Annotated in this window: 11 protein-coding genes; 4 read left to right on the top strand and 7 right to left on the bottom strand. The window is 67.2% G+C overall.

Annotated elements, in window-relative coordinates; translation table 11 throughout:
- Window positions 1-44: 44 nt before the first annotated feature.
- Window positions 45-1,235, top strand: coding sequence for a GGDEF domain-containing protein (locus DZC73_RS04350; protein WP_161974443.1), 1,191 nt, complete (start codon window positions 45-47; stop codon window positions 1,233-1,235).
- Window positions 1,236-1,248: 13 nt separating this feature from the next.
- Here DZC73_RS04350 and DZC73_RS04345 read toward each other — a convergent pair whose 3' ends face one another.
- Genes DZC73_RS04345 through DZC73_RS04330 form a run of 4 tightly spaced genes read right to left on the bottom strand, consistent with a single transcriptional unit; the run spans window position 1,249 to window position 5,646 of the window.
- Complete coding sequence (locus tag DZC73_RS04345) at window positions 1,249-3,231, bottom strand: dipeptidyl-peptidase 5 (protein WP_124538944.1); 1,983 nt, start codon at window positions 3,229-3,231, stop codon at window positions 1,249-1,251.
- A 46-nt stretch (window positions 3,232-3,277) separates the two neighbouring features.
- Complete coding sequence (locus DZC73_RS04340) at window positions 3,278-3,871, bottom strand: GNAT family N-acetyltransferase (RefSeq protein WP_124538943.1); 594 nt, start codon at window positions 3,869-3,871, stop codon at window positions 3,278-3,280.
- Window positions 3,858-4,796, bottom strand: a complete 939-nt coding sequence (locus DZC73_RS04335; RefSeq protein ID WP_124538942.1) for a hypothetical protein — start codon at window positions 4,794-4,796, stop codon at window positions 3,858-3,860. The genes DZC73_RS04340 and DZC73_RS04335 overlap by 14 nt, the downstream gene beginning before the upstream one ends.
- A gap of 7 nt (window positions 4,797-4,803) precedes the next feature.
- Entirely contained in the window at window positions 4,804-5,646 is an 843-nt protein-coding gene (locus tag DZC73_RS04330) for an AAA family ATPase (protein ID WP_124538941.1), read from the bottom strand.
- Window positions 5,647-5,733: 87 nt separating this feature from the next.
- Here DZC73_RS04330 and DZC73_RS04325 point away from each other — a divergent pair, with 87 nt between their 5' ends.
- The 3 genes from DZC73_RS04325 to DZC73_RS04315 all read left to right on the top strand — a co-directional run bounded on the left by DZC73_RS04325 (window position 5,734) and on the right by DZC73_RS04315 (window position 8,433).
- A complete protein-coding gene (locus DZC73_RS04325) occupies window positions 5,734-6,423 on the top strand; it encodes a c-type cytochrome (protein WP_124538940.1) in 690 nt (229 codons plus the stop codon).
- Window positions 6,424-6,550: 127 nt separating this feature from the next.
- Window positions 6,551-6,742 (top strand): heavy-metal-associated domain-containing protein, encoded by a 192-nt coding sequence (locus tag DZC73_RS04320; RefSeq protein WP_124538939.1) that lies wholly within the window; start codon window positions 6,551-6,553, stop codon window positions 6,740-6,742.
- 122 nt (window positions 6,743-6,864) lie between these two features.
- The gene (locus DZC73_RS04315) at window positions 6,865-8,433 is read left to right on the top strand and encodes an ABC transporter substrate-binding protein (RefSeq protein WP_161974489.1); all 1,569 of its coding nucleotides are present in this window, start codon (window positions 6,865-6,867) and stop codon (window positions 8,431-8,433) included.
- A 626-nt stretch (window positions 8,434-9,059) separates the two neighbouring features.
- On the opposite strand, the gene DZC73_RS04310 is transcribed toward DZC73_RS04315, so the two are convergent.
- The 3 genes from DZC73_RS04310 to DZC73_RS04300 form a co-directional block, all read right to left on the bottom strand.
- Window positions 9,060-10,889, bottom strand: a complete 1,830-nt coding sequence (locus DZC73_RS04310; protein ID WP_124538937.1) for an ATP-binding response regulator — start codon at window positions 10,887-10,889, stop codon at window positions 9,060-9,062.
- Entirely contained in the window at window positions 10,886-11,611 is a 726-nt protein-coding gene (locus tag DZC73_RS04305) for a response regulator (RefSeq protein ID WP_124538936.1), read from the bottom strand. The genes DZC73_RS04310 and DZC73_RS04305 overlap by 4 nt, the downstream gene beginning before the upstream one ends.
- Before the next feature lie 73 nt (window positions 11,612-11,684).
- Window positions 11,685-12,137, bottom strand: coding sequence for a MaoC family dehydratase (locus tag DZC73_RS04300; RefSeq protein WP_124538935.1), 453 nt, complete (start codon window positions 12,135-12,137; stop codon window positions 11,685-11,687).
- Between the last annotated feature and the right edge of the window lie 10 nt (window positions 12,138-12,147).

Below are 12,147 nucleotides of genomic sequence, written 5' to 3'. Positions count from 1 at the left end.
CATTCCCTGGCGTCGCGGTCGTTACGAGGGGCGACAATCCGGCCGTGCCCCAGTTTTCAGCCACCGAAATCGCCTACCTGATGGTTGGATGCCAGCAGGCTGTGCTGGCCTTTGGGTGGCTCGCGGCGGCCGGGCTGCTGCCGCAGTCGCGCAAGTCCATGTTGGCGTGGGCCTTGCACGCGACGCTCAGCGCCGTCGCGCTGTGCGGCTTCGTGGTGGCGACCCGCCCGGGCAACGAGCCGCTGCGGGCGGCGGCCAACCTGTCCATCGTCGGTTCGATGATCGCGCTGCAGTGGGGCGTGCGGGTGTTCGTGCACCGCGAGAGTGCCTGGCGCTGGCACGCCGGGGCGGCCGCCCTGGCGGCACTGGTGAGCTGGTACGGCCTGGACCCGGCGCACGGCGCGGTGCGGGTGGCGGTGATTTCCGGCTTGCTGGCGGTGCTGACCCTGGCCACCGCCTGGGATTTGCAGCGCGCCGCCCGCTGGAAGCTGGACTGGCGCTGGCGGCTGCTGCTGTCGGTGCCGGTGGGCCTGGCCGGCCTGGTGTTCGCGGCGCGTTCGCTGCGCGCCGCGCTGGACCCGGAGCATGTGGTGGCCTACGTCACCGCCAACAGCACGCTCAACACCAGCTCGGCGGTGATCTACCTCGTGGTGGCCCTGGCCTTCCAGCTGACCTTGGTGGCGCTGGTGGTGTCGCAGTTCGTGACCGAGCTGAAGGAGGCATCGCGTTTCGATTCGCTGACCGGCGCGCTCAACCGCCGCGCCATCGACGAGGTGCTGAATGCCGAGGTCATGCGCTCGCGTCGGCTGAAGGACCGGTTCAGCGTGCTGATGATCGACGTCGACCACTTCAAGGACATCAACGACCGCCATGGCCATGCGGCCGGCGACCGCGCCTTGCAGCACCTGGGCACGGTGTTCACCACCCACATGCGCGAGATCGACCGCGTGGGTCGCTACGGCGGCGAGGAGTTCGTGGTGGTGCTGCCGGGCGCGTCGATCGCGGAAGCGCGGCAGATGGCCGATCGCCTGCGCGAGCGGGTGGAGGCCTCGCCCCTGCGCTGGCAGGAGCGGGCCGTGCCGCTGACGATCAGCGTGGGGCTGTCGCATTGGCAGGGAGATGAGGACCAGCTCGCGACCATGATGGCGCGGGCGGATGCGGCGCTCTATCGTGCCAAGCAGGGTGGGCGCAATCGGGTGATGACGTCGGAGCTGATGGCCGTCGACGTGGCTTGACCCACCGTGCGAGTCAGCGGTGTGCCTTCAGCCAGTCGAAGAACTCGCGGTACCACAGCCGTGAATTGCGCGGCTTCAAGATCCAGTGGTTCTCATCCGGGAACCAGATGAGCTTGGCCTCCACGCCCTTGGCCTTGAGCGTGTTGTAGTACGCCAGCCCCTGCTGGTCCGGAACTCGGTAGTCGAGCGCGCCGTGGATCACCAGCGTGGGCGTCTGCATGGCGCGCGCGAACGCATGCGGGCTTTGCGAGTGAACCTTCACCGGATCGTCCCAGTAGTTCGCGCCCAGCTCCTGCGCGTGCCAGGCATAGGCGTCGTCGCTGAACATCGCCACCCAGTCGAAGCAGCCGGCGTGGCAGATGTAGGCGTTGTAGCGGCCCTCGGGCACGTGGCCGTTCATCCACGCCACCATGTAGCCGCCATAGCTGCCGCCGGTGGCATAGACGCGCTTCCTGTCGCACCACGACTGCTTGAGCAGCCAGTCGGTGCCGGCTTCCACGTCCTGCAGTTCCAGCTCGCCCCAGCGGTGGGTGATGCTGTCCAGGAACTGGTAGCCAAAGCCGCTGGAGCCGTGGTAGTTCACGCAGGCCACGACGTAGCCCTGCGCGGCGAAGACCTGGTTGTTCCAGCGGTAGTGGAAGGTGTCGCCGCTGGCCGCGTGCGGGCCGCCATGGATGGAGTGCAGCACCGGGTACTTCTTCTTGCGGTCGAAGCCGGGCGGGTACACCACCCACATCTGCACTAGGTCGCCCTGGCCGCCCTTGACGCTGACATCCTCGACCTCGGCCGTGCGGAAGCCCGCGAGGAATTCGTCGTTGAAGCTCTCGATGCGGCGAGGCTCGTGCGCGCCCTGGCGGACCGTGATGCGCACCGGGTGGTTCATCGCGTCGGCTGCGCTCAGCACCACGTCGCCGGCCACGTCGAAGCCCTGCACCCAGCCGCCCTGCACGGCGATCTCGGCCTTGCGCGTGGCGAGCGAGAAACGCCACAGGTGATGGCGGGCCCGTTCCTCGGCGGTGAAGTAGACGGACTCGCCGTCCTTGGCCCACTTCAGCGGCGCATGCACCTGGTGGTCCCAGTCCTGGCTCACCACCTGCCAGGCCTCGCCCGGTTGCACCGTGGCCAGCCACTCCGGCATCGTGTGCTTGAGCCCGCGGTGGCAGGCCGTGAAGGCGATCGTGCCGCCATTGGGGCTGTAGCGGGGCGCTTCGAAGTCCCAGTCGTCATCGGACGCCAGCGTGGTGAACTTGCCGCTGCGCAGGTGCAGCTCGGCCAGCGCCTTGTTGTGGGTGTTCTGCTTCTCCTTCTGCGGATCGAAGGCGAAGACGATGCGCCCGCCGTCTGGCGAGACGTCGAAGCCGTGGGCATCGGGGTCGGCGCGCGGAAGCTCGAAATCGGTGCCCTCGAACAGGTCGCGCACGCGGCCGGTGGACACGTCCATCACGTGCAAGTGCGGCACGCGGCCCATGGGCAGGTTGCGGTCCCAGTGGCGGTACTGCCCCTCGCTGGTGACGTAGGCGGTTTCCTTGCGCTCGGTGAATTCCTTGTGCGCCTTGGCCTGCGCCTTGCTGCCCTTCAGGCCGGGCCACACCCAGCTGATGAAGGCGATGCGCTTGCCATCGGGGAACCACTTGAAGGCATCGATGCCGGTGGCGACGCTGCCCACGCGCTGAGCCTCGCCGCCATCGGCTGCGATGACGTACAGCTGCGGCGTCTCGTCCTTGCTGCCTTCCTGCTCGCGGCGTGCGACGAAGGCGATGCGCTCGCCGGTGGGCGACCACTGCGCAGCGCCGTCCTTTTCGCCGCAGCTGGTGAGTCGGCGCGGCTTGCCGCCGAAGGTGGAGAGCAGCCACAGGCTGGACGCGCCCTTGTTCGTGTCCATGTCGTAGCGCGTCACCGCGCACACCGCCTGGGCGCCATCGGGCGACAGCGACACCCCGCCCACCCGCTCGATCTGCCACAGGTCGTCGACGGTCAACAGTTTCTTCTTGGCCATGTCAGTCAAAGAGAGAGAAGGCCGCGCGTGCGGCCCGTGGATCGGATCAGCGCGGCCTTGTGAGCTGCCACTGGAGATGCGCCTTCACCTCGGGCCATTCGCCCGCGGTCAGGCTGTACATGACGGTGTCGCGCACCGTGCCGTCGCGGCGCGGGTGGTGATGGCGGATCACGCCGTCGCGCCGGGCCCCCAGCCGCTCGATGGCGCGCTGGCTGGCGTGGTTGAAGTTGTCGGTGCGCCAGCCCACGACCTCCGCACCCAGGGTGTCGAAGGCATGGCTGAGCAGCAGGAACTTGGCGCAGGTGTTCACGTGGGTGCGCTGCGTGCGCTTGGCGTACCAGGTCCAGCCGATCTCGACGCGGCTGATGGCGGGCACGATGTCATGGTAGCTGGTGCTGCCGATCACCTCGCCGCTGGCCAGGTCGACCACCGCGAAAGGCAGGCGGTTGCCGTCGGCCTGCTGCTTGAGCGCGCGTTCGATGTAGCCGGCGGTGTCCGAGGGCTCCGGCACGCTGGTGTAGCGCAGGTTCCACAGCTCGCCGTCGGCGGCCGCGCGCAGCAGGCCGTCCAGGTGGTCCAGGGTCAGCGGTTCGAGTCGGATGCGCTGGTCAGCGAGGATGACGGGTTCAACGGCTTGCATTGCTGGATGTGCTGGCTGGGGCGCTGGCAGCCTGGGCGGCCGCCGGACGCAGGGTGACCTTGAACGCGGCGCCGCTCCATCCGTCGGCGGTGAAGCGCACTTCGGCGGGCACCTTCGTTCCACAGGCGGCGAAGGTCCACTGCTCGGTCCAGGTGCCGCGCAAGAGGTAGGTGTTGACCAGGGGTTGGTTCGTCAGCGGCAGGTACTCGGCGCCGGCGATGTCGCCGGCCGCGGTCTGCGACAGCTGCACGTCGTTGCACGGTGGCTTCCCGCCGGCGGCCGCGGTGCTCGCCGCGACAGCGGAGCCGGCGGCGTTCAGGGCATCGGTGAAGGCCTTGGGCGATGCGTGCGTCGGGCCGTAGGTGGTGGCCTGGACGGCGGCCAGGCCGTAGCGCTGCAGCTGCGGCGTGTCGACGCCGGCGTGCTGCAGCCGCCCGAGCAGGTTGCGCAGGCGCACCGCATTGCCCGGCGCGGAACTCTCCATCAGGTAGGCGGCCACCGCGACGGCGGCGCTCACGTTGCCCTTGTTCATGCCCAGGGCCAGCGCATCCAGCGCCTCGATCTGCGGTCCGCGCTCGGACACCGGCAAGGCCGCCAGCCGGTCGTACTGTGCGGCGTCGACGTTGCCGTTGCGGATGTAGGTGTAGGCCGGATCGGCCGAGTAGACCGCATACATCAGGAACCCTGCGACGGCACTGCCCGATTGCAGCGCCGGCCGAAGCAACTCGCGCGAGCGCTGGATGGGGTTGTCGCTGGGTTCCACGCCGGCCAGCAGGCATCGCACACGGCCGGCCAATGCCTCGGGGGCGGATGGATCCGCCGAGGCCTTGGCCTTCGCGCATTCCTGGGGCGTGGGCTGGGCGTTCGACGCGGGTGCGACGGCGGCCAGGCACGCAGCGGCGGCGAGGCTCCAGGACGCCTTCATCGGCCGCTCAGCGGTTGTGCCGCTGCATGAACACCAGCTTCTCGAACAGCGACACGTCCTGCTCGTTCTTCAGGAGCGCGCCCACCAGCGGCGGCACGGCCACCTTCTCGTCCTTGCTCTGCAGGGCCTCGAGCGGGATGTCCTCGGCCACGAGCAGCTTGAGCCAGTCGAGCAGCTCGGAGGTGGAGGGCTTCTTCTTCAGGCCCGGCAGGTTGCGCACCTCGTAGAAGTTCCTGAGCGCGGCGCCCAGCAGTTCCTTCTTCAGGTTCGGGAAGTGCACGCCCACGATGCTCTTCATCGTGTCGGCGTCGGGGAACTTGATGTAGTGGAAGAAGCAGCGGCGCAGGAAGGCGTCGGGCAGCTCCTTCTCGTTGTTGGACGTGATGAACACCAGCGGGCGGTGCCTGGCCTTGATGAGCTCGCGCGTCTCGTAGACGTAGAACTCCATGCGGTCGATCTCGCGCAGCAGGTCGTTCGGGAACTCGATGTCGGCCTTGTCGATCTCGTCGATCAGCAGCACGACGGGCTGGTCGGCGGTGAAGGCCTGCCACAGCACGCCCTTGACGATGTAGTTGTGGATGTCCTTGACCCGCTCGTCGCCCAGCTGGCTGTCGCGCAGGCGACTCACCGCGTCGTATTCGTACAACCCCTGCTGCGCCTTGGTGGTGCTCTTGATGTGCCACTGCAGCAGCGGCATGTTCAAGGCCGTGGCGACCTCCTCGGCGAGCATGGTCTTGCCGGTGCCCGGCTCGCCCTTGATGAGCAGCGGACGCTTGAGGGTGGCCGCGGCGTTGACCGCCAGCATGAGGTCGTCGGTGGCGACGTAGTTCTTGGAGCCGGTGAACTTCATGGAGAAGCCTGGGGTTCAGGAGGGGTCGGGGCAGTATATAGGGGCCATCTATAATCCGGGGTTGCACTTGAAACTGCCTGCCGGATCATGAGAAAACTGATTGCTTCCGTTGCTGCCTTTGTCGCCTTTGCAGGCATTGCTTCCAGCGCCTTGGCGCAGACCGCCGTCACCGGCAGCGCGCCCGCCGGCGAGAAGAAGGCGGCCATGTGCATCGGCTGCCACAGCATTCCCGGCTACCAGGCCAGCTTCCCTGAAGTCCACAAGGTGCCGATGATCGCCGGCCAGGGCGCCAAGTACATCCAGAGTGCGCTGAACGCCTACAAGACGGGCGACCGCAAGCACCCGACCATGAAGGCCATCGCCGGTTCGCTGACCGACCAGGACATCGCCGACCTGGCCGCCTACTACGAGACCCTGCCGGCCGAGAAGTCCGCGCTGGGCGACAAGCCCAGCCACGAGCCCTCCACCGAGGTGGCCGAGCTGCTGAAGAAGGGCAATTGCGTGTCCTGCCACGGCAACAACTTCAGCAAGCCCATCGACGGCACCTACCCCAAGCTGGCCGGCCAGCATGCCGACTACCTCTACGTGGCCTTGAAGGCCTACCAGACCAAGGACAACCCGCAGGTCGGCCGCGCCAACCCGGTGATGGGCGGCATGGCCACGCAGTTCTCGCACGCCCAGCTCAAGGAAATCGCCAAGTACATCGGCTCGCTGGACACCGAGCTGCACGTGGTGCCGCAGGCGCGCTTCAAGTCGAACGAGACGCACGTGAAGTGACCGGCCGCGGCGCACCGCGCCGTACCGCACCTGAAAAGGCCGCTGACCCCAGCGGCCTTTTTGCTGGGCGCTTGACCTTCCCATGACGGCAGCTTCGATACTCGAAGCTCACCGAACGAGGTTCTCCATGATCGAACTGACGCTTCCCACCATGACCTGCGGCCACTGTGTGCGCACGGTGACCAACGCGGTGCACCAGGTCGACGCCCACGCCAAGGTGGACATCGACCTGCCCACGCACAAGGTGCGCATCGAGTCCGCGCATGCACCGCAGGAGTTCGAACGTGCGCTCATCGACGAGGGTTATGCGCCCGCGTGATTTGCTCATGACGAGCCGATGACCCCAGCCCGCCTGGGGCCTCGTTTCCCCGGGCACGCAATGGGCGGACGCCTCCTACACTCGCCGCACTTTTCAACTTCGCGGGGTTGTACGAGATGAAGATCAAGCATTCGCTGTCGGTCTTGTGCGTGGCGCTGGGTTGCGCGCTGTCGGCCCAGGCCCAGACCTTCAGGTGGGCCAGCGCCGGCGACATCCAGACGCTGGACCCGGTGTCGCAGAACGAGTCGTTCACCAACGCGATGAACGGCCAGGTCTACGAATTCCTCGTGGCGCGCGACAAGCAGCTCAACATCGTTCCGCAGCTGGCCACCGAGTGGAAGCAGGACAGCCCGCTGAAGTGGACTTTCAAGCTGCGAAAGGGCGTGAAGTTCCACGACGGCCGCCCCTTCACCGCCGACGACGTGGTGTTCTCGGTGAACCGCTCGAAGGAAAAGACCTCGCAGATCGCCAACTACGCGAACGCGCTGGGCGAGCCCAGGAAGATCGACGACTACACGGTCGAGTTCAACCTCGCGCAGGTGGACCCGATCTTCCTGGAGCACCTGAACACGGTGTACATCCTGAGCAAGTCGTGGTGCGAGGAGCACAAGGCCACCAAGCCGCAGGACTTCACCAACAAGGAAGAGACCTACGCCGCGCACAACGCCAACGGCACCGGCCCGTACATCCTGGTGACGCGCCAGCCGGACGTGAAGACGGTGTTCAAGCGCAACCCCAACTACTGGGGCAAGATCGACGGCAACGTGCAGGACGTGATCTACACGCCGATCAAGTCCGACGCGACGCGCCTGGCGGCCCTCATCTCCGGTGAGGTGGACTTCATCCTCGACCCGCCGCCGCGCGACCTGGAGCGGCTGCGCAGCACGCAGGGCGTGAAGGTGATCGAAGGCTTGGAGAACCGGGTGATCTTCATCGGCATGGACCAGGCGCGCGACGAGCTGCTGTACTCCAGCGTGAAGGGCAAGAACCCGTTCAAGGACGTGCGGGTGCGCAAGGCCTTCTACCAGGCGGTGGACATCGAGACCATCAAGACCAAGCTGATGAACGGCCAGGCGATTCCCACCGGCGCCGTGGTGCCCTCGCCGCTGGGCAGCTTCAACGACCCCGAGATCGAGAAGCGCCTGCCGTATGACGTGAATGCCGCGAGGAAGCTGATGGCCGAGGCCGGCTACCCCGACGGCTTCGAGGTGACGCTGGACTGCCCGAACAACCGCTACATCAACGACGAGCGCATCTGCATCGCGCTGGCCAGCATGTGGGCGCAGATCAAGGTGAAGGTGAAGGTCAACGCCATGCCCAAGGCGAACTACTTCCCCAAGCAGGAGAAGCTGGACGTCTCGATGTACATGCTGGGCTGGGGCGGCTCGATCACCGATGCGGAGACGACCTTCACGCCGATCTACCGCAACCGCGGCGAGAAGGGCGTGGGCGAATACAACCGCGGCAACTTCAAGGACGACGAGCTGGATGCGCTGGCGGCGGCCTCAAGCAAGGAAGCCGATCCGGAGAAGCGCAAGGCCTTGATCAAGAAGGTCTTCCTGCGGCACAACGAGATGGTTCACCACATTCCGCTGCACCGGCAGTTCATTCCCTGGGCGGCTCGGTCGAATGTGACGGTGGTGCATCGGGCCGACAACTGGCTGGAGACGCAGTGGGTGACGGTGAAGTGATCCTGCGCTGAGGGGATTTCGCCTCTGTCCGGTGGGGCCGCGGCAGGCGGCATGGGCCAGGGGCTGCGGCTGTGGCGGTCGGCGCGAAGCGCCGACTTCGCTGTGCTGCTCGCACCGAGGGGTGCACGGGGAAACTCCCGCCGCGCCCCTGCGGTGCGCTGTGGTCAGACAGTCCCCGTGAGTCAGAAGACGAAGCGCGCTGCGCGCGCCACCCCTCGGTGCTGCGCTGCTCGCCGCCACAGACGCAGCCCCTGGCCCATGCCGCCTGCCGCTCAACAACCGATGGGTGTGCTCGACGAGAAAACCCAGTGCCGCAACAGCAAAGGCGTGGGTGGGCTGGCTGGGGCGCGCATCAGGAAGCGGCGAGGAGCGCAGGGCTTGTGGTCGCGCGCGTCAGCGCGCTTCGTCTTCATACTCGGCGAGACTGTTTGAGCGTAAGGCACCGCAGGGGCCTGAAGCGAGTTTCTCGCCGGACCACAAGCCCGAGCACCGCAGCGAAGTCGGCGCAACGCGCCGACCGCTTCCGCCGCGCGCCCCAGCCAGCCCACCCACGCCTTTGCCACCCCGAACAAGGGCGAAAGCACCACGGGCCCGCCAACCCCAACCCCGCGAACCAGCAAGAAAGCTCAGCGCCCCTTCACACCCAGCTTGAAGGCAATCATCGCCCGCAGCTTGTTCGGCACCACCGGCTTGATCAGCAGGTGGAAGTTCTTCTCCTGTGCCTCGCGGTCATGCCCAGTCATCGTGCTGCCGGTGACCACGATGGCCGGGATGTCCGGCCCGAAGCGCTGGCGCATCAGGGTGATGGCCTCGACCCCGTTGCGGCCGTTCTCCAGCCGGTAGTCGACGATCAGCAGGTCGGGCTTCTGTGCATCGGTGGGCGCCATGTTGGCCCACTGCGTGCTGCCGTCCACGCTGTCGAAGGAGGCGATGGTGGCGCCCCAGCCGCGCAGCAGGGCCTCCAGGCCGCTGCGCACTGCCGGCTCGTCTTCCACGATCACGATCAGGCGGCCTTCCAGCGTGAGACCCAGCGGACCCTTGGAGGAGATGGCCGGTGCGGTGGCGGGCACCGCCTTGCCGGGTGCCAGCTCGAAGGTGAACACCGTGCCGCGGCCCAGCTTGGAGCGGATGGTGAGCGGCGCATCCATCAGGGCCGACAGGCGCTTCACGATGGACAACCCCAGCCCCAGGCCCTTGCGCTCATGCGTGTTGGCCTCGTTCGAGCCTGGCACCTGGTAGAACTCGTCGAAGATGCGTGTCTGCTCCTGCTCGCTGATGCCTGGGCCCGTGTCCCAGACCTGCAGCAGCACGCGTTCGCCGCGGCGGCGGCAGCCCACCAGCACCGTGCCGTCCTGCGTGTAGCGGATGGCGTTGGACACCAGGTTGCGCAGCACCCGCTCCACCAGCAGCGGGTCGGCATGCACCATGTGCTTGCCGCCGCGCAGGCGCAGCGCCAGGCCCTTCTCGAAAGCGGTGGGTTCGAAGTGCAGCCGCAGCTTGCGGAAGATGTCGCCGATCTCGAAATGCTGCGGGTTCACCGCCACGCCGCCGCTGTCGATGCGCGTGATGTCCAGCAGCTCGGAGAACAGTTCCTCCAGCGCATCCACCGAGGCGTTGATGCTGTTGACCAGGTGCGCCACCTCGTCATCGTGGCTCTTGTTGCGCAGCGCCTCGGCGAACAGGCCCATGGCATGCAGCGGCTGGCGCAGGTCGTGGCTGGCGGCGGTGAAGAACTGGGTCTTGGAACGGTTGGCTACTTCGGCCTCGCGGCGGGCGGTGTCGGCGGCCTGCTTCTCCACGCGCAGCTGCGCCAGCAGTTCGTCGGCATGCAGCTTCAGGTCGATCACCCGCTGCAGGGCTTGCCGGTAGCGCCGGGCCAGCACGGTCGTCAGGCTCATGATGAGCAGCAGCACGCCCGCCAGCTGGTAGGCGTAGACCGTGCCCTCGCTGGCGATGCGCACCGCCAGCGGCACGAAGGACAGGGCCGCGAAGGTGAGGTAGACGCGCGGCTGCGTTGACAACACCGGCACTGCCGCCACGCAGAAGGTGTAGACCAGGATGATCAAACCCACCTGCTGGATGCTGTCGCCATGCGGGTAGAAGATCCACGCCGTCGTGCCCCACAGGATGCCGGAGGCGAAGGTCCCCAGGTTGGCGTAGATGCGCCAGCGCTGCCAGTCCTCCTGCGTCTGCGGTTTGGCGCGGTTGAACTGCCGGGACATGAACAGCCGGGCGATCCAGATCACGAAGAACAAGCCCAGCCACGAGGCCATCACCGGCATGGGCGTGATGGCCCAGTACAGCAAGGCGATGACGCCGATGCCCGCCATGTAGCCCGCCAGCGTGGCAGGCATGTAGTCGAAGATGCTCTGGACGATCTCGGCCAGGGCCGGGTCACGCCCGCCCGGTTTCGTGCCTGCGGCCGGCGCCGGCAGCGGGTTGGCGACGCTGTTCATTCCGGCTTGCGCCAGCCGGCCACCGTGCCCGGCTGCTGCGACATCTGGCCGACCGCCAGCACGGCCTGCGTGCGCGAGCTGACGTTCAGCGCGCGCAGCACGGCGGCCACGTGGTCCTTCACGGTTTCCACCGACAGGCCCAGCTCGCGGGCAATGAGCTTGTTGGGATGACCCTTGAGCAGCAGGCCCAGCACGTCGCGCTGGCGAGGCGTGAGGCCCAGCGACTCGACGCTCTGCGCGGTCTGGAAATCGCTCTCGACCGCGTTGCGGCGCACGTTGTGCAGGTTGCCCCGGCCGGCATCCGGGACCGGCGGCAGGGGATCGGACGAGCCCATGCTCATGGACGGCACGTAGATGCCGCCGGACATCACCATGCGCAGCGCCTCGAACAGCGTCTCGTTGGTGGAGCGCTTGGGCACGAAGCCCATGGCGCCCAGGTCGATGGAGCGGATGACGTCGCTGGCACGGTCGCTGGCCGAGACGATGACCACCGGCAAGGCGGGGTAGGCGGTGCGGAATTCGCTGAGGACGTCGAAGCCGTCGGCGTCGCCCAGTTGCAGGTCCAGCAGCACCAGGTCGAAATCGCTCTGGGCCGCGAGGGTCTCACGCGCGGCGCGGGCGCTGCCGGCACCCACCACCGTCACGTCGTCGCCCAGGCCCTGGATCACCGACTGCAACGCCGACAGGATCAGCGGATGGTCGTCGATCAGCAGCACTTTCATGGTTCTCGTCCCCGTGTTGTCCAAGGGCGAAATGCTACGCGAGCGCCGGGGGCCATAACCCTACAAAAAAAGTTCAGACGAATCGCCGCACGATGGACTCGGCCACGCACGCCGGCTTGGTGGCGCCTTCCAGCTCCATGGTCACCTCCACCACCATCTGCGCGCCGCCGGCGATGGGCTCGAAGCTCTGCAGCTTGAAATGCCCGCGCAGCCGGCTGCCGGCAGGCACCGGGGACATGAAGCGCACGCGGTTCAGCCCATAGTTCACACCCATCTTCGACTCGTCCACGTCGAAGGCCGAGGCCGACATCTCCGGCAGCAGGCTCAGGGTGAGGAAGCCGTGGGCGACGGTGGTGCCGAAGGGGCCGGCCTTGGCGCGCTCGGGGTCGACGTGGATCCACTGGTGGTCGCCCGTGGCGTCGGCGAAGAGGTTGATGCGCTGCTGGTCGACGGTGATCCACTCGCTCACGCCCAGTTCCTGGCCGACGAGGGATTGCAGTTCAGCGAGCGTGGCGAAGCGTTTCATGGAGGCGGTC

It is taken from the genome of Rhizobacter terrae, from assembly GCF_003852895.1.
GTDB classification, from domain to species: domain Bacteria; phylum Pseudomonadota; class Gammaproteobacteria; order Burkholderiales; family Burkholderiaceae_C; genus Albitalea; species Albitalea terrae.
The sequence above is the reverse complement of the archived record's forward strand: the minus strand, read 5'-3'. Positions and strand labels throughout refer to the sequence as shown.